This is a genomic window from Rhodanobacter sp. L36, assembly GCF_009765755.1.
Lineage (GTDB): Bacteria > Pseudomonadota > Gammaproteobacteria > Xanthomonadales > Rhodanobacteraceae > Rhodanobacter.
This window is the reverse complement of sequence record NZ_LMUV01000002.1, coordinates 463,630-487,607: the sequence shown is the minus strand read 5'-3', so window position 1 is coordinate 487,607 and position 23,978 is coordinate 463,630. Positions and strand designations below refer to the sequence as shown.

The 23,978-nt window shown below is 63.5% G+C and carries 21 protein-coding genes; 8 read left to right on the top strand and 13 right to left on the bottom strand.

Annotated elements, in window-relative coordinates; genetic code table 11:
- Positions 1-5 precede the first annotated feature (5 nt).
- From GSQ73_RS02130 to dinG, 4 genes are all read right to left on the bottom strand, one after another.
- Complete coding sequence (locus GSQ73_RS02130) at positions 6-407, bottom strand: YchJ family metal-binding protein (RefSeq protein WP_158880535.1); 402 nt, start codon at positions 405-407, stop codon at positions 6-8.
- Positions 408-459: 52 nt separating this feature from the next.
- Positions 460-657, bottom strand: coding sequence for a hypothetical protein (locus GSQ73_RS02125; protein WP_158880534.1), 198 nt, complete (start codon positions 655-657; stop codon positions 460-462).
- Positions 658-752: 95 nt separating this feature from the next.
- Entirely contained in the window at positions 753-1,310 is a 558-nt protein-coding gene (locus GSQ73_RS02120) for a HutD family protein (protein WP_158880532.1), read from the bottom strand.
- Entirely contained in the window at positions 1,307-3,424 is a 2,118-nt protein-coding gene (gene dinG, locus GSQ73_RS02115) for an ATP-dependent DNA helicase DinG (protein ID WP_158880530.1), read from the bottom strand. The genes GSQ73_RS02120 and dinG overlap by 4 nt, the downstream gene beginning before the upstream one ends.
- Positions 3,425-3,657: 233 nt before the next feature.
- Here dinG and GSQ73_RS02110 point away from each other — a divergent pair, with 233 nt between their 5' ends.
- Entirely contained in the window at positions 3,658-6,606 is a 2,949-nt protein-coding gene (locus GSQ73_RS02110; RefSeq protein WP_158880528.1) for an EAL domain-containing protein, read from the top strand.
- A gap of 13 nt (positions 6,607-6,619) precedes the next feature.
- Here the strand turns inward: GSQ73_RS02110 and GSQ73_RS02105 are convergent, their stop codons facing one another.
- The 6 genes from GSQ73_RS02105 to hemH all read right to left on the bottom strand — a co-directional run bounded on the left by GSQ73_RS02105 (position 6,620) and on the right by hemH (position 13,208).
- Positions 6,620-7,273, bottom strand: a complete 654-nt coding sequence (locus tag GSQ73_RS02105; RefSeq protein WP_158880527.1) for a DsbA family oxidoreductase — start codon at positions 7,271-7,273, stop codon at positions 6,620-6,622.
- Between the two features lie 96 nt (positions 7,274-7,369).
- Positions 7,370-9,031: an NAD(P)/FAD-dependent oxidoreductase gene (locus GSQ73_RS02100; RefSeq protein ID WP_158880525.1), complete on the bottom strand. Its 1,662-nt coding sequence runs from the start codon at positions 9,029-9,031 to the stop codon at positions 7,370-7,372.
- 276 nt (positions 9,032-9,307) lie between these two features.
- Complete coding sequence (locus tag GSQ73_RS02095) at positions 9,308-9,814, bottom strand: DUF1993 domain-containing protein (RefSeq protein ID WP_158880523.1); 507 nt, start codon at positions 9,812-9,814, stop codon at positions 9,308-9,310.
- Complete coding sequence (locus GSQ73_RS02090; RefSeq protein ID WP_158880521.1) at positions 9,811-11,124, bottom strand: TCR/Tet family MFS transporter; 1,314 nt, start codon at positions 11,122-11,124, stop codon at positions 9,811-9,813. The genes GSQ73_RS02095 and GSQ73_RS02090 overlap by 4 nt, the downstream gene beginning before the upstream one ends.
- Positions 11,125-11,280: 156 nt before the next feature.
- Positions 11,281-12,144: an alpha/beta hydrolase gene (locus GSQ73_RS02085; protein ID WP_158880519.1), complete on the bottom strand. Its 864-nt coding sequence runs from the start codon at positions 12,142-12,144 to the stop codon at positions 11,281-11,283.
- Entirely contained in the window at positions 12,141-13,208 is a 1,068-nt protein-coding gene (hemH, locus tag GSQ73_RS02080) for a ferrochelatase (RefSeq protein WP_158881664.1), read from the bottom strand. Before hemH ends, GSQ73_RS02085 begins: the two co-directional genes overlap by 4 nt.
- 94 nt (positions 13,209-13,302) lie before the next feature.
- Here hemH and GSQ73_RS02075 point away from each other — a divergent pair, with 94 nt between their 5' ends.
- Genes GSQ73_RS02075 through tatC form a run of 4 tightly spaced genes read left to right on the top strand, consistent with a single transcriptional unit; the run spans position 13,303 to position 15,506 of the window.
- A complete protein-coding gene (locus GSQ73_RS02075; RefSeq protein WP_158880517.1) occupies positions 13,303-13,992 on the top strand; it encodes a lipid-binding SYLF domain-containing protein in 690 nt (229 codons plus the stop codon).
- Between the two features lie 59 nt (positions 13,993-14,051).
- Positions 14,052-14,306 carry a Sec-independent protein translocase subunit TatA gene (tatA, locus tag GSQ73_RS02070; RefSeq protein ID WP_158880515.1) on the top strand — a complete coding sequence of 85 codons (255 nt, stop codon included), beginning with the start codon at positions 14,052-14,054 and terminating at the stop codon, positions 14,304-14,306.
- Positions 14,307-14,326: 20 nt separating this feature from the next.
- The gene (tatB, locus tag GSQ73_RS02065) at positions 14,327-14,746 is read left to right on the top strand and encodes a Sec-independent protein translocase protein TatB (RefSeq protein ID WP_158880513.1); all 420 of its coding nucleotides are present in this window, start codon (positions 14,327-14,329) and stop codon (positions 14,744-14,746) included.
- Positions 14,733-15,506 carry a twin-arginine translocase subunit TatC gene (gene tatC / locus GSQ73_RS02060; RefSeq protein ID WP_158880511.1) on the top strand — a complete coding sequence of 258 codons (774 nt, stop codon included), beginning with the start codon at positions 14,733-14,735 and terminating at the stop codon, positions 15,504-15,506. Before tatB ends, tatC begins: the two co-directional genes overlap by 14 nt.
- Positions 15,507-15,533: 27 nt before the next feature.
- Here the strand turns inward: tatC and GSQ73_RS02055 are convergent, their stop codons facing one another.
- Complete coding sequence (locus GSQ73_RS02055; RefSeq protein WP_158880509.1) at positions 15,534-17,708, bottom strand: primosomal protein N'; 2,175 nt, start codon at positions 17,706-17,708, stop codon at positions 15,534-15,536.
- 377 nt (positions 17,709-18,085) lie between these two features.
- On the bottom strand, positions 18,086-19,285 hold the full coding sequence (locus tag GSQ73_RS02050; RefSeq protein ID WP_158880507.1) for a DUF3667 domain-containing protein: 1,200 nt from the start codon (positions 19,283-19,285) through the stop codon (positions 18,086-18,088).
- A gap of 107 nt (positions 19,286-19,392) precedes the next feature.
- Here GSQ73_RS02050 and GSQ73_RS02045 point away from each other — a divergent pair, with 107 nt between their 5' ends.
- Positions 19,393-20,781 carry an MATE family efflux transporter gene (locus GSQ73_RS02045; protein ID WP_158880505.1) on the top strand — a complete coding sequence of 463 codons (1,389 nt, stop codon included), beginning with the start codon at positions 19,393-19,395 and terminating at the stop codon, positions 20,779-20,781.
- Positions 20,782-20,820: 39 nt separating this feature from the next.
- A complete protein-coding gene (gene sppA, locus GSQ73_RS02040; protein ID WP_158880503.1) occupies positions 20,821-22,698 on the top strand; it encodes a signal peptide peptidase SppA in 1,878 nt (625 codons plus the stop codon).
- A 78-nt stretch (positions 22,699-22,776) separates the two neighbouring features.
- Here sppA and GSQ73_RS02035 read toward each other — a convergent pair whose 3' ends face one another.
- A complete protein-coding gene (locus tag GSQ73_RS02035; protein WP_158880501.1) occupies positions 22,777-22,980 on the bottom strand; it encodes a hypothetical protein in 204 nt (67 codons plus the stop codon).
- A 114-nt stretch (positions 22,981-23,094) separates the two neighbouring features.
- On the opposite strand from GSQ73_RS02035, the gene GSQ73_RS02030 reads away from it, so the two are divergent.
- Positions 23,095-23,877 carry an SDR family oxidoreductase gene (locus GSQ73_RS02030; RefSeq protein WP_158880499.1) on the top strand — a complete coding sequence of 261 codons (783 nt, stop codon included), beginning with the start codon at positions 23,095-23,097 and terminating at the stop codon, positions 23,875-23,877.
- Positions 23,878-23,978: the final 101 nt, after the last annotated feature.

Sequence of the window (23,978 nt, the reverse complement as noted above, 5' to 3'; positions counted from 1 at the left end):
ATCGATCACGTCACCATCTCGCCGTCGAGATAAAACCAGCGGCCTCGTTCGCGCACGAACCGGCTGAGCTCGTGCTGGCGTTGTGCGCGTCCGCCAGCGAGGCGATAACGCGCGACGAATTCCACCGTCGCATGATCGTCATCGGTCGACTGATGCCCGCGAATATCGAGTCTCAGCCAGGTCGGTTTCGGCGTCTGTGTAGCGAGGCCGAGCGAAGAAGGACGCGTATCGGCATGCCAGCTGGCGAGCAGGTAATCCTCGCGTGTCAACACGTACGCGCTGTAGCGGGAACGCATCAGCTGCGCGGCGTCTTCGGCCAGCGCGCCTTCGTGTAATGGTTCGCAGCACGATGCGTAGCCTGACGAATTTCCGCACGGGCAAGGCGTCAAAGTGTCGATCGATTTCATGCAGTGTTCGATGCAACGCGACGCGTGGTCGCGTTGCCGAAACGCAGAACAATCAGGCCGCGTGACCACGCAATACGCGCGCCGGCAACATCAGCATGGCGCCGAGCAAGGCGAACACCGCACCGACCGTGATGCCGACCAGCCGGAACGGCAACAACACCAACCAGACAATCGGATAAAGCACCAGGGCCAGCAACGCCAGCGGCCAGCAGAACACCAGCAACAACAACCAGAGCAGGAAACCAGCCATCTGAACATTCTCGCGGTGAGTGGGTGGCCGCATTTTAGCGCGCGATCCGATCGCCCGCGTGCATGACTCACGTCACCCTTGTGGAAACGGGATCTTCACGATTTCGTGGAGACGCGCACCACCAGCGCCACGGCGTCTTCATGCATGACGATGGTTCGCTTACCGGTAGCGCCGGGTCGCCATGCATCACCTTCGTGCAGGCGGCCGTCGGCGATGTCCATGTTGCCGCGAGCGCAATAAACGAGCACGACGTCCGCATCGGCGATGCGTGTTTCCGCGCCGCGCCATGTCGTGACATCGCCGTGCGTCAGTGCGCGGCGAACCATCAGGTTGAAGTCATGCGTCGCGCCGTCGACCAGACGCACGGTGACGCGGGATTCGCCGGGAAAACCGAACGGTTCGAACGGTTCGACCAGCGCGTGTGTGCGCTCGTCATCGAGCGTCATGTGAAAACCGCGACCGTCGAGCAGCACGATCTGCCGATCGATGCCGGGAAACAAAGAGAACGGCGCGGCGCTGTCGACGCGCGCGATGCTGATGCGCCACACAAAATCGTCGCCATTAGCGCCATCCGGATGGACGGCTATTTCACGCGTGCTGCCCTGGCCATTTTTCCACGGACGATCGGGGCAATCCTGCAGGCGGGTGATCATGCGGTGCGCTCGATGATGCGCTGGAACGGCGGCAGCGCCTTGAGCATGCCGCTGCCGTAGCGCTTGGTGACGACGCGGCGATCCAGCAACACGATGCGGCCACGGTCGGTTTCGTTGCGGATCAGTCGGCCGCAGTATTGCGTCAACAAACGCGTCGCTTCGGGGATGCTCACTTCGATGAAAGGATTGCGCCCGCGCGATTCCAGCCATTCGGCATACGTGGCGCCCACCGGATCGGTCGGCACCGCGAATGGCAACTGGGTGATCACCACCGTCTCGCAAAGTTTGCCCGGCAGGTCGAGGCCCTCGCCGAACGAGGCCAGCCCGAAGAGCGTGCTGCCTTTGCCCGCTTCGATGTCCGCGCAGTGTTCGGCGATCAGTTGCGATTTGCCGAGCGAGCCTTGCGCGCGCACCTTGCGCACCTGCGCGATGGGAAGTTTCTGCAGTACGCGATCAAGTTTCACGCGCGAGGTGAACAGCACCAGATTGCCCGCATCCCAATCGAGGTGTTCGGCGAGCCATTCGCTGATTTCCTCCGCGTGCGCTTCGCGCGCGTCCGGCAACGTGCGCATCGCGGGCACTTCGAAGCGCGCCTGCGCGGCGAGGTCGAACGGCGAAGGCAGGCTTAGCGTCACCGCGTCGTCGGGCAAGCCGACCGAATCGGCGAAGCCGCGGAAATTGCCGCCCGCGCTCAACGTGGCCGAGGTCATCACGACACCGCTGGCATTGCCCCACAGCACGCTGCGCAGCAACGGGCCGGCCGAGACCGACGACGCGTGGCAAACCAGCTGCTGATCGCCGGTAAGCGTGACCCAGCGCGCGAGCGGCGGCACGTCGTCGGTATCGTCGCTGCACCAGGCGTTCCAGGTGCCGGCCTGCTTGCCGATGCGTTCCAGCGCGATACCGAGTTCGCGTGACAACGCTTCCTGCGTCGGCCCGCCGTCGGTCATCTCGACCACCGCCCGCCGCACGGCGGTGAGCCAGCGATGCACCTCGCCGGTAAGCACGGCGAGCACGCGCGCGTGGTGCACCCACGGTTTCGGCAGTTGCCCCAGCGAGCCGCGAAACATCGGTTCGGTTTCGGATGGATCGGGCAACCAGCCGAGGCGGATGTCGCGCTCGAGTTCCTCCAGCGTGTTGCTCAGCTCCTGCAGTTTCGCGTCGCCGCGATCGAGGCTGAGCTTGCCGAGGGTTTCTTTGTCGGTGAGCGAATACGCGGCGTGCACCTGTCGGCCGAGTCGGCTCAGCTGGCGCACCGTGGTGTTCATGAACACCTCGCCGGCGCCGCGATCGATCGCCTTGCCCGGCAAGTGATGGCCTTCGTCGAAAATGTAGAGCGTCTCGTCCGGCCGCGGCAGGATTACGCCGCCCCACGCCTGCACGCCGCCCTCGTCCTCGCCCGGCATGGTCAGGTCGGCCAGCACCAGATCCTGGTTGGCGACGATGATTTCCGCGTCTTCCACCGCACGGCGCGCGGCAAAGAACGGGCAGATCATGAAATGCGCGCACTTGCGACTGGTGCAGCCACCAGCGCTGGTGGTCACCATCGGACGCAGCAGGTCGCTCACGCTTTCCGGTGAGCTGTCCATGTCGCCGTTCCACTCGTGGTGATCGAACGCGACGCTGAGTTTTGCCAGCGCGTGCTTGTCGCGCGGTTGCGGCGGTTTGGTCCATATCGCCAGGTCCGAATCGAAGCCCGCCAGCCCCATTTGCGCACTGTCGTTGATGCTGCGCGTGGCCAGCGCCAGGTTGCGCGGGCACATGTAACGGCCGCGGCCCTTGGCCAGTGCGACCTTCGCCTCGATGCCGTTGAGCTTGAGATACAGCGGAATATCGCGCTGGATGAGTTGCTCCTGCAGCGCGACAGTGGCGGTGGCGATCAGCAGTTTCTTTTTCTGGAAGCGCGCCACTTCCACGCCGGCGATCAGATACGCCATCGACTTGCCCGTGCCCGTGGGCGCCTCGATCACCGCCACGCCGCCGGTCTGCCCGAACGCCTTGGCGACCTCGGCGATCATCCGCCCTTGCGACGCGCGCGCGCGGAAGCCCGGCAGGCCGTCTTTCAGGCGTGCGTAGGCGGCGCGGATGGCCTCTTTGGTGACGTCGGTGAGCATGCGATGGATGAACCTGTGACGCGTGTCGCGGGAAAGCGTTCCGGCCTCGCCGAACCTGTGGACTCTCGAACGAAATAGCGAGATGGCGTCGTGGGAACGAGCCGGCCCGACAGTTTATCGGCAATGCCCCTTGCGCAGTGCACGCCATGGCACAGCCCTTGCTGTCCTGGGGCAGTGCAGGCGTATGCTGATCGACGGGGTGACTAGTTATGGTCCTGAGGGGGGGCTTTTCGATGAAGGGTTCGGGGATCGTCGATCCGGTCGTTTCCTATGGCGCGCTCCAGCTCGCCTGGCTGACCCGGCTCACGGCCGCCAACACGCCTGATGAAGTCGCTGCGGCGATCGCCGACCTGGCGCAGGCGCGCCCGGGCTGCAAGGCCGCATGCGTGGTCTGGGGTCTGGACGATGCGTCGGGTTGCCACAGCGTCCCGAAGACGCCGTCCGATGTGAGTGACGCGCTGTGGCTCGACGAGGCGAGCCACTCCGATGTGCCGCGCTGGCACGACGAGCGTCAGCGCGTGGCGATCCGGCTTTGCCGACTGCCCGAACCGGCTGTGCTGGTATTGACCCTGCAGGCGGGTTACGACGGCAAGCGTTTTCTCGATGAACTGGCCGCGCCGCTGGAACTCGCCGGCCAGCATCTGCGTCGCGCGCTCGAGTGGCTCGAGCTGCAGTATTCGCATCAACAACTGGAGCGCTCCGAAGCATTGCAGCGCGCGCTGTTCGCGATCTCCGACCTCGCCGGATCCGAGCGCGACATGCCGGACATGCTGCGCGGCATCCACGCCATCGTCAGCGAGCTGATGTACGCGGAAAATTTTTTCATCGTGCAGCACAACACCGAGCGCGACACGATTCGCTTCCTGTATTTCGTCGACGTGGAAGATCCGCTGTCGCCGGGCGAAGGGCGCGACATGCCGCTGTCCGCCATCGAATACACGCTGACCTGGTACGTGATTCGCGACGGCAAGGCGTTGATGGGCACGGCCGAGCAACTGCGCAGCCAGGTGCCCGGCCAGGTGATGCAGATCGGCTCGGACAGCCACGACTGGCTCGGCGTGCCGTTGATGCGCGACGGCACGCCCGGCGGCGCGCTGGTGGTGCAAAGCTACAAACAGAGCATCGCGTTTACCCACGAAGATCGCACGCTGCTGGAGTTTGTCGGCAGCCACATTCTCACTGCGCTCGAACGCAAGCAGACCAAGGAGGATCTCGAACAGCGCGTGATGCAGCGAACCGAAGAGCTGGCCGAAGCCAATCGCGGCTTGCAGATGGAAATTCTCGAACGCCAGCGCGCCGAACATCTTCAGGCTGCGCTGTTCCAGATCGCGCAGCTGGCGACCGCGGATATCGGTCAGGAGGAATTTTATCGGCGCGTGCACGCGGTAGTCGGCGAGCTGATCAATGCGGAAAATTTCTTCATCGCGTTGTTGTCCGACGACCGTCAGCAACTCACGTTCCCGTATTCGGTCGACGCAGTGAAGTTGCCGCCCAAGCAACGTCCGCTCGGGCGCGGATTGAGCGAGTACGTGCTGCGTCGTGGCACCGCGCTGCGTGCGGATAATGCCGACATCGAGGAACTCGATCGGCTGGGCGAGATTGCGCCGGGCCGTTCCGGATCGCCGGCGTTGTGCTGGCTCGGCGTGCCATTGATCGTCGGCGACGAAGTGATCGGTCTGGTGACCGTTCAGAGCTACAGCGATTCGGTTGTTTACGGCCCGGCGGATCAGGAATTGCTGAGCTTCGTCGCCAGCCAGATCGCCAACAGCCTCACGCGCCGGCGCTCCGCAGAATCGTTGCGGCGCGCGTACGAGCAACTCGAACATCGGGTCGAGGAACGCACGCTTGCGTTGCGAAAGGAGATCAGCGAGCGCGAACGCATCCAGGATCAGTTGCGTCATCAGGTGATGCACGACTCGCTGACCGGCCTGCCCAATCGCGGCTATCTGCGTGATCGCATCGATCGCGTGCTGGCCAGCATCCGGCTGGAGCCGCACCGGCGCTGTGCGCTGCTGTATCTGGATGTCGATCGCTTCAAGATCATCAACGACAGCCTCGGTCATCTGGCCGGCGACGAAGTACTGAAGGAAGTCGCAACGCGGCTGGCAAGCTGCGTGCGGCATCCGGATCTGGTAGCACGATTGTCCGGCGACGAGTTCGCGATCCTGCTGGAAGAAGTCGAGTCGCCCGCGGTCGCCACCACCGTTGCACAGCGCGTACTCGACGCGCTCGGCGCGCCGATGCTGGTGGCCGGCAAGGAATTGCAGCCCACCGCCAGCGTCGGCATCGCGATCGGCGACGCGCACTATCACGCCGCTGACGACGTTTTGCGCGATGCGGACATCGCGCTGTATCGCGCGAAGGAACTCGGACGCAAACGCTACGAATTGTTCGACGAAACACTGGCAAAAAACGTGGTCGACGTGCTGACCATGGAAGGCGAATTGCGCCAGGCTTTGCTGCAGGAGCAATTCGAGCCGCACTTCCAGCCGATCTGTCGCCTCGACAGCGGCAGAGTGGTCGGCTACGAAGCCCTGATCCGCTGGAACCATCCGCAGCGTGGCGTGCTGAAGCCGCACGATTTCCTCAAGATCGCCGAGGACAGCGGGCTGATAGAGACGATCGACTGGCACATGTTCGAACTCAGCTGCGGCCTGCTCGCGCAATACGGTCCGGCCGACACGTTCATGACGTTCAACGTATCGGCCCTGCACCTGCGCCATGCGAATTTCGACGAAACGCTGATCGACATGCTCTCGCGCACCGGACTGGACGCATCACGTCTGATCGCGGAAGTGACCGAAGGCGCGCTGCTGGACAACCCCGATCGCGTGCGCGCCACGCTCGACCGGTTGCGCATCGTCGGCGTCGGTGCGGCGCTCGACGATTTCGGCACCGGTTACTCGTCACTGAGTTACCTGCATTCGCTGCCGCTGCGCATGCTGAAGATCGATCGCGCTTTCGTGCAGGAGCTGGACAAGGCCGGCAACACCAACAGCACAACCGTGGTGGCGGCGATCCTCGCGCTCGCGCGCGCCCTGAACATCCAGGTGATCGCCGAAGGCATCGAAACACAGGCACAACGCGACGCGCTGCTGGCGATGGGTTGCGAAATGGGCCAGGGATATTTGCTTGGTCATCCCGCGCCGATCAGGCAATGGCTGGTCGGCGGAGATCACTGACTCGGCGAGCGCGTTATGCCGAAACGATCTGGCGCAGTGCCCGCTCGAACGCTTCCGGCGGTTGTCCGCCAGAGATCAGGTGCTGTCCGTTGATGATGGTCGCGGGCACGGAATGAATGCCGCGATCCATGAAGAAACGTTCCTGCGCGCGTACCTCGCTGGCGTAGGTGTCGCCGGCAAGAATCTCGCGTGTGCGCGTGGCATCAAGCCCGGCTTCTTCCGCCAGACGCACCAGCGTGTCGTGCGCGCTCACGTCTTCGCCATCGGTGAAATACGCGCGCAGAAAAATCTGCTTGAGCGCAAGGTCCTTGCCCTCCAGTTCGGCCCAGTGCAGCAGGCGATGCGCGTCGAAGGTGTTGTAGATGCGCTGGCGCGCGTCCAGGTTGAAGGTGAAACCCACTGCTGCGCCACGCTGGCGCAAGCCTTCCTGGTTCTGCGCCAGCTGCGCCTGCGACATGCCGTATTTCTTCGCGATGTGCTCACCGACATCCTCACCCTCGGGTGCCATCTGCGGATTCAGTTCGAACGGCTGGAAATGGATTTCCGCCTGCACCTCGCCATCGAGTTTCGCCAGCGCCTGTTGCAGCGAGGCCAGACCCACCGCGCACCACGGACAGGAAACGTCGGAGACGAAATCGATACGAACAGGAACGGGTTGGGCCGACATGGGATGCCTCGCGAATGATCGTGTCGCCACGATATAGGGTCGCGGTGCTGCGCAATCAATCGAAGCGGATGAACCGCATTGATCAGCAATACTTGATCAGCGCGTGGCGATGCTCAGCGCAACGGCCTCGGCGATGCGGATGCCATCCACCGCCGCTGAAAGAATGCCGCCGGCGTAACCCGCGCCTTCACCCGCCGGATAGAGGCCGTGCGTGTTGAGGCTTTGCAGGCTGTCGTCGCGCTTGATGCGCACGGGCGACGACGTGCGTGTTTCGACGCCGGTAAGGACCGCATCGTGCATGGCATAGCCGCGAATCTGCCGGTCGAATGCAGGCAGCGCTTCGCGGATCGCGGCCAGCGCGTAATCGGGCAATGCGCTGTCGAGGCTGCCGAGCGCTACGCCGGGTTTGTACGAGGGCTGTACGTCACCGAAGGCGTGCGAGGGATTCGCGGCAAGGAAATCACCGACCAGTTGTCCCGGTGCGCTGTAGTCGCCGCCACCGAGTACGAAAGCATGACTTTCCAGCGCGCGCTGCAGGGCGATGCCGGCCAGCGGATGGCCGCTGCCTTCAGAAGCCATGTCGTCGTACGGCGCGAAATCAGCGGGATCGATGCCCACCACCACGGCCGCATTCGCATTGCGCTCGTTGCGCGAGTACTGGCTCATGCCGTTGGTGACCACGCGACCGGGCTCGCTCGCGGCCGCCACCACGGTGCCGCCCGGACACATGCAGAAGCTGTAGACCGTGCGACCGTTTCCGGCATGGCTGCCCTTGCAGTGATGCACGAGTTTGTAATCGGCGGCGCCAAGCAACGGATGGCCGGCCTGCGCGCCGAAGCGCGCGCGATCGATGACCGATTGCGGATGCTCGATGCGGAAGCCGATCGAAAAGGGCTTTGCTTCCACATACACGCCGCGCGCATGCAGCATCTCGAACGTGTCGCGCGCGCTGTGGCCGATCGCGAGCACCACGTGATCGGCACGTAGCGTTTCGCCGCTGGCCAGTGTGAGTCCGCGAACATGACGCTGGCCGTCGGCCCCGGTTTCGATCTCCAGATCGTCCACGCGCTGGTCGAAGCGAATCTCGCCGCCAAGCGATTCGATCGTCGCGCGCATGTTCTCCACCATCGTCACCAGGCGGAACGTGCCGATGTGCGGCTTGCTGACGTATAGGATTTCTTCCGGTGCGCCGGCCTTGACGAATTCGACAAGCACCTTGCGGCCGTGATGCAGCGGATCGCGGATCTGGCTGTAAAGCTTGCCGTCGGAAAACGTGCCGGCACCGCCCTCGCCGAATTGCACATTGGATTCCGGATGCAGGTTGCGTTTGCGCCACAGGTCCCAGGTGTCTTTCGTGCGCTCGCGTACCGCCTTGCCGCGGTCGAGGATGATCGGACGAAAGCCCATTTGCGCCAGCAGCAATCCGGCAAAGAGCCCGCACGGTCCAGTGCCGATGACCACCGGACGCGACGGCAACGATGCCGGTGCCGAGGCGACGAAATGGTAATCGGTGTCGGGTGTCGGGTTGACGTGCGGATCATCGGCGAAGCGCGCGAGCAGCGCGTCGTCGCGCGTGGTGCTTACGTCCAGCGAATAGATCAACGCGATCGCGCCGCGCTTGCGTGCATCGTGGCTGCGCTTCGCCACGACATGCAGCAGCAATTCGTCTGCGCGGATGCCGAGCCGCGTCACGATGGCCAAGGCGATCGCATCGTCGGCGTGATCCAGCGGCAGCTTGATGTTGGTCAATCGCAGCAAGCGAAAATTCCAGGGACGGCACACAACGTGTGCGTGCCATTGAACGTGCAATGAAAAGTTCGGATGGCATCCCGCATGCGCGGCACACGAGAGACGGACGGCTATTGTCGGTGCCGCGGTGGCCGCCGACAAGGCGCCATTCGCCAGCGGCGCCAGTACCTTGAGATGTGGCGACGGTGATCGGCTTGCAGCGTTTCAGCGGCGAGCCGTTCCCGCGGTCATTTTTACAATGAAGCAGCGGTCCGTGGACATGACGTCCGCGGACCGCTCGATCGATCAGGCTTGGCCGATGAAGTCGCCCTTGCCGATTTCCACACCTGACTTGCGCAGGATGTTGTAAGCAGTCGTGCAATGGAAGAACACATTGGGCAGCACGAAGTGCAGCAGGTAGCTTTGGCCGTCCAGCTTCTGATCGCCATCGCGCGTCTTGATCACCACTTCGCGAGTTTCGCTGCCGTCGATCTGCGCGGCGGTGAACGTCTTGATGTAGTCGGTGGCGCGCGCGATGCGGGCCTGAACCTGTTCCATCGTTGTTTCGGTGTCTTCGAACGATTGCGGCTCCGCACCCGCCAAACGCGCCGAAGCGCGGCAGGCCATGTCGCACGCGATCTGCACCTGGCGAACCAGCGGCAACATGTCCGGAATCAATCGCGTCTGCAGCAGCACTTCGTCGCTGACGCTCTTTGCCTTGGCGTGTTCCGCGCCTTTGCCGAGCACGTGCGAAAGATTGGCGAGCGTGCGAACAAACACGGGGACGGAAGCCTGGTACATCGAAAGTGTCATGGGAATTGCTCCGGTGGATGTTGGGGGAATGGATGGGCAGGGATGGTGTCGGCAGGCACGGACTGCGCGCCAGCGGCGACAGGGCGCGTGACGCGCGCGGCGATCAGGGCAGCGGCCAGCAACAGCGCCGCGGCCAGTACGAACGCCACGCCGGGCAAATGCCCCACGGGCGCGTGATCACTGATGAACAACGCGAACAGATTGGCGAAAAGTGCGGGACCAAAGATGCCGGCAAGGCTGGCGAGGCTGGTCAGCGCACCTTGCAGCCGACCCTGCTCGTGTGGATCCACCTGCTGGGTAACCAACGCCTGTGCGGGTGGACCAGAAAGGCCTCCAAGGCACAGGAAAGGAATACCAAGCACGAAGAGCCAGCTGCTGTTGGCGAATCCGAAAAATGCGTAGCCGACAATACAAAGGGCGAGGCCGATCAGGATCAGCTTGCGCTCGCCCAGTGCCGGCATCAGCCGTCGCACCAGCACGGCCTGCACCAAGCCACTGCACAGGCCGACCAGACTCAAGGTGAACCCGACGATCTGCGATGCCCAGCCGTACCGGTATTCGGTATAGAGCACGTATGTGGAATTCAGCGAAAACTGTGCGAGGTTGATCAAAAAGAACACCGAGGCCAGTCCGAGCACCTGCGGGTAACGGCGCAGCAGCACCACGGCGCCGAACGGGTTGGCGTGGCGCCAGTCGAACCGTGTGCTGCGGCGCTCCTTCGGCAGCGATTCGGGCAGCACGAAGAAACCATAGGCGAAATTGATCAGCGACAACACCGCTGCAGTCCAGAACGGCAACCGGATCCACAGATGACCGAGGAAGCCGCCCAGCGCCGGACCGATGATGAAGCCGACGCCAAATGCGGCGCCCAGCGTACCGAACGCTGCCGCGCGTTTTTCCTTCGGCGTGATGTCCGCGATATAGGCGTTGGCAGTCGAAAAGCTGGCCGCGCAGATGCCCGAGATCGCGCGGCCGACAAACAGCAGCCACAGCGATGGCGCCAATGCCATGACGACGAAATCGACACCGAGGCCGAAGCTGGAAATCAGGATGACCCGGCGTCGCCCATAGCGATCCGAGAGCGCGCCCTGCACCGGCGAAAACACGAACTGCATCGCCATGAACAGCGTCATGAACATGCCGGCCCATACCGCTGCCTTGGCAAAGCTCCCGCCGATCAATTGCATGATCAGGTTCGGCAACACCGGAATGATGATGCCGAACGCGAGCATGTCGATCATGACGGTGACGAAGATGAAGGTGATCGCAGCGCGGTGGCGCGGCGCGATGACGCTCGGTGACTGATCCATGTTTGGGGCGTGGCGCAACAAAGGGAGCTGCACGATAGCCGAAGCGTGACGGCGCGACATGTGCGCCTCGACACTCCAGCCGGCATGATCTTGAGGGTTCGATTCATCGACGCAAGTAAAAGCGCACGCGGCGAAAGCTCACTGACCTGAAATCACTCAGCGTTCGGCGGCACTGGTCAGCGAAGCTTCGATCCACGCATGCACTGCCTGCGGATGTTCCAGATGCAGATGATGTCCGCCATCCATGTGGCTGACCACGATGTTGCCGACACACTCGGCGCGAGCCTGCATCAATGCGCTGGGCAGATAAAAAGTGGCCGGTTGCGCCAGCAAAAGCGAGGTAGGTGAACTGATGCCGCGCAACAGCGAATGGATCTGCGATTCGGCCAATCGCGTGGCGCTGGGTCGAGTCAGGCGCGGATCGCTGCGCCATTGCCAGCCGTCATCGACCTTCTTCAAACCGCGTTCGACGATCGGCTTCGCGAACTGGGGCGGCAAGCCGCTGACCATCGTGCGCGCGCTCACCGCTTGTTCGATGCTGCGAAACACGCGAAGCGGCCGGCTCTTTTCGCTGCGCGTCGCGAAGGCATCGCGGAAACGCTGCAAGGTGTGCGAGCCGTCGTCGCCGAGCGGACCAAGCCCTTCGATCAGCAGCAGATTCGCGATGCGTTCGGGGGATGCGACGGCGACAAGCGACGCGATGCCTGCGCCGAGCGAGTGTCCCAGCAGAACGTATCTATCGAGGTGCAGCACATCAACCGTCGCCAGCACGTTCTGCACCTGATCGAGATAGTGATAGCTGGCCGCGGCGTGCGCGTGATCGGAGTGACCATGTCCTGGCAGGTCGAGCGCGATCACGCGAAAGCGCGTCGCCAGCAGCGGTGCGAGGCGCGCGAAGCTTCCGGCATTATCTAGCCAGCCGTGCAGCGCGAGCAGCGGCGGTGCGTGCACATCGCCCCAGATTTGCGCCGTCAGCTTGCCGTGCGGCAATTCGATGCGCTGTTCCGTCGGCGTGATCAAGAGATCGCTGCGTCGTGTGGTTGCGCCCAGCCTTGCGCGTGTCGAAGCAGCAGCGTGGCGAGGCTGTCGACCTGCTCTTCGCTGTCGTTGAGCGCGGGAATGTAACGCAACGATTCGCCGCCCGCGGCGACGAAAAAGTCACGATTCTGCATCGCGATTTCCTCCAGCGTTTCCAGGCAATCGACCGCAAAACCGGGACAGGCGACATCGAGTTTCTTCACGCCGCCCGCTGCCAGTTCGCGCACGGTAGCGTCGGTATAAGGATGCAGCCAGCGCTCGCGACCGACGCGCGACTGGAAGCTGATCAGCAGTTCGTCGTCAGTCAATCGCAACCGGTTGCGAAGCAAACGCGCCGTGGCTTGGCACTGGTCTGCGTAGGGATCGCCGAGGCGCACGTAGCGTTCGGGAATGCCATGGAACGACAGCAGCAACTTGTCGCCGCGACCATTCATCTGCCACCAGCGTTCGATGCCTTGCGCGAGCGCTTCGATGTGACCGCTGTCGTCGTGATAGTCGTTGATGATGCGCAGCTCCGGCGGCCAGCGCAGTTGCTTGAACGCATCGGCGACTGCGTCGATCACCGAACCGGTGGACGTGGCGGAATACTGCGGATACAGCGGCAACACGAGCAGACGTCGAATGCCATCGCGTTGAAGTTGCGCGATCGTGTGCGCCACCGACGGTTCGCCATAGCGCATCGCCAGCGCCACGCGAAAATCACCGGGCCGGCGATGATCCAGTTCGCACTGCAAGGCATGCGACAACGCTTCGCTGCCGACGCGCAAGGGCGAGCCCTGCGCGGTCCAGATCTTTGCGTACGCATGCGCCGAACGCGCGGGCCGGATGCGCAGGATCACGCCGTGCAGAATCAGCCACCACAGCCAGCGTGGATAATCGATGACGCGCGAGTCGCCAAGAAATTCGGCGAGATACGGACGCACCGCACTAGCGGTTGGCGCGGTCGGCGTGCCGAGGTTCACCAGCAACACGGCTGCCTGAACGGAGGGAACAGAGGACTCCCCGGAACCGCTTGCAACGCCGGTATAGTGATTGCTGCTGGGCATCGTGAGAGTCATGGCTGATCGAGGCCCGAAGTCTGCCACAAGCGCCATCGCGCAGCGGTGCGTCCGCCATCCCCGAACCCGAGTGGAGCTGTCCATGTTCAAGACCCCATTGCATCGTGTCCTGCTGATCGGTCTGGCCCTTCTGCTGCCTGCGATGGCAGTGCACGCGGAGGATCCGCCGCTAGTGCGCAGCAAGAACGCCGTGCGCGTGTTGAGCGACATCATGCAGGCGCCGGACAAGGCGATTCCGCAGGATCTGCTGCGTGATGCACGGGCGATCGCGGTGATCCCCGACTTGCTCAAGGTCGGCTTCATCTTCGGCGGTCGCCGCGGCGAAGGGCTGATTTCGGTGAAGGGTCCCGATGGCACGTGGTCCAACCCGAGCTTCATCACGATGACCGGCGGCAGTGTCGGTTTTCAGGCGGGCGTGTCGTCGACCGACGTGATCCTCGTGTTTCGCACGCAGCGCGGCGTGGATTCGATCGTGCGCGGCAAGTTCACCATCGGCGCGGACGCATCCGCCGCGGCTGGCCCGGTCGGTCGCACCACCAGCGCGGCGACGGATGGCGAGCTGAAGGCGGAAATTTATTCCTACTCGCGTGCACGCGGGCTGTTTGCCGGCGTGGCGATCGACGGCGCCGCGTTGCGCATCGACTACGACGCGAACGAGGCGATCTACGGCCCCGGCATCACGCCGCGGCGCATCTTCGAAGGCGGCGTGAGCAACGTGCCGGGTCCGGTCGTCGATTTCCGCGACAGGCTTGAGGAGTACACTTCACGCTGATAAGTGCCGGCGCGATTCGCGTCCAGACGGTCTGGCTAGCATCCGCCTCGAGGTCGATTATGGGTTTTGACAGTATTTGGCATTGGCTGATTCTCCTGGTGGTCGTGCTGCTGATTTTCGGCACCAAGAAGATCCGCAACCTCGGGCCGGACCTCGGCGCGGCGATCCGCGATTTCAAGAAAAGCGTGAGCGGCGACGACGAGGCGAAGCAGAAGGAAGAGGAAGCCCGCAAGGCTGCCGAACAACTGCGCGCCGACCCGCCGCCGTCCAGCAGCACCACGCAGAGTCAGCGCGACTCCAGCGAAACCAAGTAAGCGCACGGCGGGCGGCGGCAATGATCGAGATCAGTCTCGGCAAAATGGTGCTGCTCGCCTTGATCGCGCTGATCGTGCTCGGTCCCGAAAAACTGCCCGGCGCGGCGCGTACCGCCGGCGCGTTGCTGCGTCGCGTGCGCAGCGGCTGGGACAACGTTCGCTCCGAAGTCGAACGTGAGCTGGAAATCGAAGAGATCAAGCGCGCCGCGCGCGAGGCCGCGGCGCGTGCCGAGTCACTGCAAAACGAGATGAAGCAGACCGCGCAGCAGGTGCATGCGCCGATGGCGGAGGCCGTGATGATGGTCAAGTCATCGACGAGCGATGCGCCGGTTGCAGATGTGAGTCCCGAAGACGTAGTCGGCACGCAGGCCGAGTTGCCGCTCGAGACGATGCCGTCGACACCGCAGACGCACGACAGTGAACCGCATGGCCACGACTGATCCCGCCGAGTCGGACGTCATCGAAGACACGCAGCAGGGGCTGTTTTCGCACTTGCTCGAACTGCGTACGCGCCTGCTCAAGGCGGTGGCAGCAGTTTTGCTGGTGCTGGTGGCGCTGGTTCCGTTCGCGAACCGCTTGTACGCGGAACTTGCCGCGCCGCTGGTAGCGCGGTTGCCGCAGGGCGCGCATCTGATCGCAACCGAGGTCACCAGCCCGTTCATCACGCCGCTGAAGCTGGCGTTCTACGCGTCGCTCTTCATCAGCATGCCGGTAGTGCTGTATCAATTGTGGGCGTTCGTCAGTCCCGGTTTGTACAAGCATGAGAAGCGTCTTGCGCGCCCGTTGCTGGTGGCAGCGCTTGCGCTGTTCTACATGGGCTGCGCGTTCGCCTATTTGCTGGTGCTGCCGGCGGCGTTCCGCTTTCTCACGGCGGTGACGCCGCAGGGCGTGGAGATGATGACCGACATCACCCACTACCTCGACTTCGTGATGCTGATGTTCTTCGCGTTCGGCCTTTGCTTCGAAGTGCCGGTGGCGGTGGTGATTCTCGCGGCGATCGGCGTGGTCGATCTGCAAAAACTGCGCAGCGGGCGTCGTTACGCGATCGTTGGCGCGTTCGCGATCGCCGCGCTGATCACGCCGCCGGACATCACGTCGATGCTGATGCTCGGTATTCCGATGTGCTTGTTGTACGAGCTCGGCGTGCTTGCGGTGCGCTGGCTGGTGAAGCCCGGCTCGCTGCGACGCGACGCGGCCTGAGCGACGCATCACTCGATACGGCAACACTCAATACAGATCGATCGGATCGACATCCAGCGACCAGCGCACCCGTCGCGCCGATGGCAGCGCGGTCAACGCGAGTTGCCACGTTCGCAGCATGCCGTGCAGCGTTGCACGGCTATCCGCCTCCAGCAGCAGTTGCCCTCGATGTCGGCCCGCGCGCAGAGGCATCGGCGCGGGCATCGGGCCGGCGATCTGCAGCGATGTCAGGTTCGGCAGTGCGGCATGCGCATCGGTGAGGAATCCATCGACGTGTTCGCGCAGCGGTGCTTCCGCGCGCAGCAGCACCTGATGGCTGTATGGCGGCAGCTGGCTTTGGTGACGCTCGGCCAGCAACTCACGCGCGGCGGCGGCATAGCCTCGAGCGAGCAAGCCGCGCAATAGAGGATGTTCCGGCTGATGCGTCTGCAATAGCACGCGGCCGGGCTTGCGCGCGCGCCCCGCGCGCCCGGCGACCTGCACGACCAGCTGCGCCAGTCGTTCGCCGGCGCGAAAGTCGACGCTGTGCAAGCCTTCGTCCACGCCGACGATCGCCACCAGCGTGAGGTTGGGCAGGTCATGGCCTTTGGCGAGCATCTGCGTGCCGACGAGGACCGTCGGCTGGTGGTCCTGCAGCGTCGCCAGCAATGTTTCGAAGGAGTCGCGACGACGCGTGGTTTCGCGGTCGACTCGCAGCACGGGCACCTGCGGAAATTGCGCAACCAGCGCTTCCTCCAGCCGTTCCGTGCCCTGACCTTGCGGCTTGAGATCGTTGGCGCCGCAGGTCGGGCAGGTCGTCGGCGGGCGCTGCCGGTAATCGCAGTGATGGCAGATCAGCTGGCGACGACCGGCATGCAGCGTCAACGGGCGATCGCACCGCGGGCAGTCCGCGTGCCAGCCGCAGTTGTGACACAACAGCACCGGCGCGTAGCCGCGGCGATTGCGAAACACCATCGCTTGCTCGCCGCGGGCGATGGTATCCGCCACGGCTTCCAGCAATGCAGGAGACATGCCGTGATCCAGCCGCTGCGCGCGCATGTCGATGATCTCGACCTGCGGTGGCCGGATCGCACCCGGCCGTGCGCGCAGATGCAGCGTGCGATAACGGCCGCTTTCCGCGTTCGCCAACGATTCCAGCGAGGGCGTGCCCGAACCTAGCAGCACCGGGATATTCAGGGCGCGTGCGCGCACGATGGCCAGATCGCGCGCGTGGTAGCGAAATCCATCCTGTTGCTTGTAAGCGCCGTCGTGTTCTTCATCGACGATGATCAAGCCGGCCTGCGGCAGCGGCGTGAAGATCGCCGAGCGCGTGCCGAGAATCACCCGCGCATCGCCCGATCGCGCGCGCAACCATGCGCGCGTCCGATCGCCTTCGGAGAGATTCGAATGCAGTACTTCGACGCCGACGCCGAGCCGATCGCGCAGACGCCGCACGGTCTGTGGCGCCAGGCCGATCTCCGGTACCAGCAACAACGCTTGCCGACCTCGTGCCAGCACCTGTTCGATCAGCGCGAGATAGACCTCGGTCTTGCCGCTGCCGGTGACGCCATCGAGGAGGTACGGCTGAAAAGCGCCGAGGCTTTCCGCCACCGCGGCCACTGCGTTGCGCTGTTCGTCGCTGAGCAGCGGTGCGCTCGACATGCTGGACACGCGCGGCGACGATGGACGCTCGCTGCGTTCGAGCAGGCCGGCTTCGGCCAGCCGTCGCGCGGCGGCTCGCCAGCCGGGAAGCCGGTCGGTCAGTTCCGCGGCGTCCAGCGGTCCTTTGGCAAGTACCGCCAGCAACGCGCCGCTGCCGCCACGACGGCTACCGGCGTCGTGAGCACTCTGGCCTGCCGTGGTCAGCGTCCAGAATTCGTCGCCGATCGCTGGCAGCGGCCTGGCTTCGCGCAACGCCAGCGGCAGCGCATTGGCGTAAGCCTCGCCCGGCGCGCCCAGCCAGTAATCAGCGGCCCAGGCCAGCGTCTGCATGAGTTCGGTGTCGAACAGCGGTTCGTCGTCGAGCAACCGCAAGGCGCGCTTCAGCCGGCGGTTGTCGACGCTGGTTTCCACATCGATCGCAACCACCACGCCTACCAGCTTGCCGCGCCCGAACGGCACCCATATGCGCGAACCCACGCCGGCTGCGCCGGTTTCCGGCGGCAGGTAGTCGAACAGGGTCGGCAAAGGCACCGGAAGGGCGATGCGGAGAACAGCGGGCATGGTTACCTCGTGGAGTTCGACAGTGTAGCCGTGCACCGATTTTCCCGACCGGATGAGGCACGAAGTCGAGTTGCGCGCACTTGCTCTGCGTGTATCGAGAAAGCGAGGGTAAGTTGCTCACCGCCGGAGCTTTTTATGCTTATCCACAACAGCTGTGGATAAGTCTGTGGATGCAACGGGGAGGGCAGGCCGCCGGGCGCGCCGCAGCGCCCTTCATCCCTAGTTGATGAAGTTTTCGTCACGAACAAAAGTCGCTTATTTTCAAGGAGTTGAAAATGACGGCACGCAGGTGTTCACGCAACTGACAAACGGCAGTCATCCACCTTGACAGGTCGATGACGCTGTGCAAAACCATCGGCAGACGCGCTGAAAACGACTCAATATCCCAGCCCGAGCACGGTCGCGATGAGCAGCGCAACAAGCAGCAGCCAGAAGTAGAACCAACCGATGAACCACCACTTCAGGACGGTCATCGCCCAGCCTTGGCGATACACGCGTTTCTGCATGATCAGCAGGTAGATCGGAATCCACCACAGCATCAGTGTTTCCAGCCAGCCCAGCGTCGTCGACATCCACGCGCCGTGCGGCTTCAGCCACGTCCCCAGCATGTTGAGCAGCAGGACCAGCAGCAAGGTGAGGAACATGAACGCGTGACTGTGCAGGGCGACGATCAGGTGTTCCATGTAAAGTCGGCGGCGGAACACGTAGAAGAACCAAAGCATTCCGGCAAACATCGGTATCAGCACGAACATCGTCTGCGGCAGCACGCCGAAGATGCCGTTGATCATCCGCTGCTTGGCTTCCTCGCTGGTCTTGGCATCGCCGTGTTTGTAAGTACGCCAGTTGGCGAGGACGTGCGTGGCCCATTCGCCAAGACGTGCATTCACGACGTCGGGTAGCCATGCAACATGGATGGACTTCGAGAGGTCCTTGGTCTTTTCCGGAGATATATCGAGTGGCGAATCGTCATCGTCATCGCTTGAGGTCGCCGCCGCTGGCGCCGCCATGGATGCTGCGGGCATCGGAGCTGCGCCTAACTGGATGAGACGGGCGCTCGCGGTCTGCTGCAACTTCTGTTCACTGGTGGCCAGTTCCGCTGCGGCAGACGCCGGCAACACTTCGTAGTTGCGGATTTTCTCCATGTTGTGCAGTTGGACGCGCAGCGTCTGACGCACGTCGGCTGCTGTCTTGGCGTGCGCGAACTCGCTGCCATCGAACTGGATGTCCGGCTTGATGTTGGGAAAGCTGCGCGAGGTAATGTTCTCCACCGCGAGGTGGAATACGAAGAACGACATCACGCACAGAATGAACATCAGGCGGAACGGTGCGACATAGCGCACGCGCCTGCCGCTGAAATATTCCAGCGTGAGAAAACCGGGCTTGAGCAATAACGGTGGCAGCGTGTGGACGATGCGGCCATCGATGTCGAGAACAGTCTCCACCGTCTCGCCGATCATCCCGTGCAACGGCCGCAACACCGTGTGGATGGACTGGCCGCAGTCGTGGCAGAACTCGCCGTGCATCTGCGCGCCGCAATTGGCGCAGTTCACGTTTTCGAGGTTGCTCAACTGCTTCATTCATCGCCCCCTTTCCACACAGCACGTGATCTTCGCACAACGATTCAACGGATCGGTCGTGACGAATGGCTCAGGTAGAATGGCCGGCCCTGGAGTCTGCTGTGTCGATGAGTTCCTTCCGTCCCGACCGCGTCCGTCTCATGCACGAGATGCGCGCCACCGTTCGCCTTGCGTTGCCGCTGATTTTCGCGCAGCTCGCGGCGATCGGCAGCAACGTCATCGACACCGTGTTGGCCGGTCACGTCGATGCGCATGTGCTCGGTGCCGTCGCGGTGGGCGCGAATATCTGGTCGCTGGTGATCGTCTCCGGCATCGGCATGATGATGGCGCTGCCGCCATCCATCGCGCAGCTCGATGGCGCGGGCCGCCGCCATGAAGTCGGCGCCGTGTTTCGCCAGGCATTGTGGCTGGCGATCGGCATGGGCGTGTTTTTGTGGTTCGCGGTGCGCCACGCGGAGCCGCTGATCGACATGGTGGGTGTCGCGCCGAGTCTGCGTGCCGACGTGCAGCGTTTTCTGCTGGCGATCAGCTGGGGCGCACCGGCGCTGACATGTTATTTCGCGTTGCGAGGTTTGTCCGAAGGCCTGTCGCTCACGCGTCCGTCGATGTATTTCAGCCTCGGCGGCCTGGTCCTGCTGGTGCCGCTGGGCTACGTACTGATGTTCGGCAAACTCGGCATCCCGCCGCAGGGTGCGCACGGTTGCGGCATTGCCACGGCTATCGCCTTGTGGCTGGAGATGCTCGCGTTCGGCATCTACGTGATGGTTCGCCGCAACTATCGCGGGCTCGGTCTGTTCGACCATTTCGAATGGCCGGATCGGCGACGGATCGGTGCGCTGGTGCATATCGGCTTGCCGATGGCTGTGACCTTGCTCGCCGAAGCGGGTCTGTTCGTGGCGACCGCGCTTATCATCGCCACGCTGGGCGAAGCGGTGATCGCCAGCCATCAGATCGCGATCAACATCGCCTCGTTCTTTTTCATGATTCCGCTGGGCCTCGCGATGGCGATCACCGTGCGCGTAGGCAATGCGGTTGGTCGCGATGATGCGCTTGGAGTGCGTTACGCCGGCCTGTGCGGCATCGGCCTGACGCTGGCGACGCAGTTGTTGTCAGCCGCGTTGATGCTCGGCCTGCCACGACCCATCGCCTCGTTGTACACGCATGATCCCAAAGTGATCGCGCTGGCCGCGCAGTTGATCGCGCTGGCTGGATTGTTCCAGTTTTCCGACGGCATCCAGGTCGCTGCCAACGGCGCGTTGCGCGGTTTGAAGGACACGCGCGTGCCGATGGCGATCACGCTGTTCGCCTACTGGGTCATCGGCTTGCCGGTCGGCTTCTGGCTGGCATTTCATCGCGGACAAGGTGCACGCGGCATGTGGATGGGCTTGATTGCCGGGCTGTCCGTGGCGGCCCTGATGCTGTTTGTGCGCTTCTGTCGCAGCGCGTGGAAACAACGTTGGCAGCGCAGCCCTGCCAACATGACCGGACCGATCTGACCGGCTACGCTTGCCCCAATCACCATGGAACAATCACGCATGAATCCACCGCCGCTGCCTCGCCGTAAAAATGGTTTCTGGCCTTTTCTTCGCAGTGCCGGGCGTGGAATCAACATCGTTCGACTGGTGATCATCAACCTGATCTTCTTTCCGCTGCTGCTGATCTTTCTGCTGTTCCTTGTCGCGGGTACCTTCGGCAGCCGCAGCAGCCGGATCCTGCAGAGCGACAGCGTGCTGGTGCTGAAGCCGCGCGGTCAACTGGTCGAGCAATACAGCGCCGATCCGCTGCAGCGTACGCTGGCCGGCTTGTCGGGTGACGAGCAGAAGCAGGTGCAGGTACGTGACCTGATCAGTGCGGTGGACGCGGCCGCGAGCGACAAGCGCATCACGCGAATCCTGCTGCTGCCGGATGAATTGCAAGGCGGCGGTTTCGCTGCACTGCGCGAAGTCGGCGCCGCGCTCGATCACTTCCGTGCCGCCGGCAAGCCGGTGATCGTTTGGGCGGCCAATCTGGATCAGGGCCAGTACTACCTCGCAGCCCACGCCGACCGTGTACTGGTCGATCCGCAAGGTGGCGTCATGATCACCGGGTTGGCGAATTACCGCCTGTTCTACAAGGACCTGCTCGACAAGCTTGGCGTCGATGTGCACCTGTTCCGCGTCGGCCAGTTCAAGAGTGCGGCCGAGCCGTACATCCTCGATCACGCGTCGCCCGAATCGAAGCAGGCCGACGGTTACTGGATGGGCGGGCTGTGGGACAGCTATCTCGACGAGACCGCCCGCCTGCGCAAGATCGACCCGGCCGCACTACGCGCGGACATCGACAACCTGCCGCAGAACATTGCCAGCACCCAGGGCAATCTGGCGCAGCTCGCGTTGAATGAGCACCTGATCGACGGACTGGCCACGCCCGACGAGCTCATCTCAATGATGCGCAAGGAAGGCGTGCCGGCCGGTCGCGGCGGACAGGGTTTCCGGCAGGTCGACCTGCCTCGCTATGCGGCCGTGGCTTCCAGTGGTGTCGAATTGTTCAAGCCGGGCGTCACGGTGGTGGTCGCCGAGGGGGAGATCGCCGGCGGCAAGGCGTCGCCCGGTTCGATCGGCGGCGAAAGTACCGCGGCATTGATCCGCGACGCGCGCGAAGATCGCAAGACCAAGGCGCTCGTGCTGCGGGTCAATTCGCCAGGCGGCGAAGTCTATGCCGCGGAACAGATCAGGCGCGAAGTGGAATTGACGCGCGAGGCGGGCATTCCCGTGGTGGTGTCGATGGGTGATGTCGCCGCCAGCGGTGGCTACTGGATTTCGATGAACGCCAATCGCATCTTCGCCGAGCCGAACACCATCACCGGATCGATCGGGATTTTCGGCATGTACTACTCGGTGCCCAACACGCTGGCCAAGCTCGGCGTGCAGAGCGATGGCATCGCGACCGGGCCGATGGCCGGCGCGTTCGATATCACCCGTCCGCTCGATCCCAAAGTGGGCGACGTGATCCAGGCGATCATCGACAAGGGCTATCGCGATTTCGTCGGCGGCGTCGCGAAAGCACGCGGCAAGGACTACGCGTCCATCGACGCCATTGCGCAGGGCCGCGTCTGGACGGGCCAGCAGGCGCTCGATCGCGGACTGGTGGATCAGCTTGGAGGGTTCGGCGATGCCGTGGCCGACGCGGCGAACCTCGCGCATCTGCAGGATGGTTTTCCTGTGCGTTATGAAGAGGCGCCGATGGGCGGCTTCACGCGTTTCCTGATGGGCCTCAACCAGAGCGCCAGCATGCAGGTTCTGCAATCGTGGGGCGTGCGCCTGCCAGGCTGGGTGGCGCAGATTCCGGCGATGGCACCCGAGCTGCAATTGCTGCGCAACGCGCAAGCCGGCAAGCCCAACGTGTATGCCGATTGCCTGTGCAGTCCGCGATAGACGGCTGAAGGTTCACCGCATCACATCGCGCGATGGTGGCCATCGCGCGTGATGGCCGTCCATCTATGGCTCTCGCATTTATTGGGTCTGCGCCTCGATCTGCTTGCGCTGTTCCTCGGCCTGTTTTTCGACCGTGTTCTTCGTGTCCTTGGCGCGTTGTTCGTCGGCGCGCAATCCGTCGAACGGCGTCGTTACCGGCGCAGGCTTCGCTTCGGCCGGTGGTGGCTTGCCCGAGCACGCGCCAAGGGCCAGCAGACTAAGCAGGATCGGCAGCGATTTCATGGCGGCTTCCGCTCAAAGGAGATGCCGAGTGTCCCGCCATCCGGCAACACAAACAAGAAACCCGGTCACGACTTCAACCTATGCGCGACCGATGGGACGTTTTAAGCTGCCGGCATGAACAGCCGCATCGACGCATGGCAGCTGCAAGGCCACACCGCTTTGATCACCGGTGCCAGCAAGGGCATCGGCTACGCAACGTCGCGCGAGCTGGCGGGGCTGGGCGCCAATCTTCTGCTGATCGCACGCGACGAGGATTATCTCGAACAGGTGCGGGTGGAATTGACGGACGATTTCCCCGACGTCGACATCCTGACGTTTGGTGCAGACCTCGTCGAAGCCGAAGAACGGCTCGCAGTGTTTGACTGGATTTCAGATCTCGGTGCGCCGCTCTCGCTGCTGATCAACAATGCCGGCGGCAACCAGCCGAAAGACACCCTCGACTATGCCGACCATGAGTTCCGCGCAATCTTTGAGCAGAACCTGTTCTCCGCGTTTGAGATGTGCAGGCTCGCGCATCCGCAGCTGACGCAGCATGCCAACGCGGCGATCGTGAACGTGGGTTCGGTGTCCGGCATCACGCATGTCCGCACGGGCTCGCCCTATGGCATGAGCAAGGCCGCGCTGCATCAGCTCACGCGCAACCTCGCTGCGGAGTGGGCGGTCGACGGCATTCGCGTTAACGCGGTCGCGCCGTGGTACATCCGCACGCAACGTTCCGAGCCGGCGCTAGCCGACGACCAATACCTGGACGAGGTGCTCGACCGCACGCCGCTGCGGCGCATCGGCGAACCCGAAGACGTGGCAGCCGCGATCGCGTTCCTTTGCCTGCCGGCAGCAAATTACATAACCGGCCAGGTGCTGGCCGTCGATGGTGGATTTCTCCACTACGGCTTCTGACGCTTCCGATTCTCCAGAAACAAAGTTCGGCTGTGCGCTCCCTATCGAAACATGCACGCTGCCAAACCGGAGGCTTGCTCAAGATGCAGTTAACCTGCAAA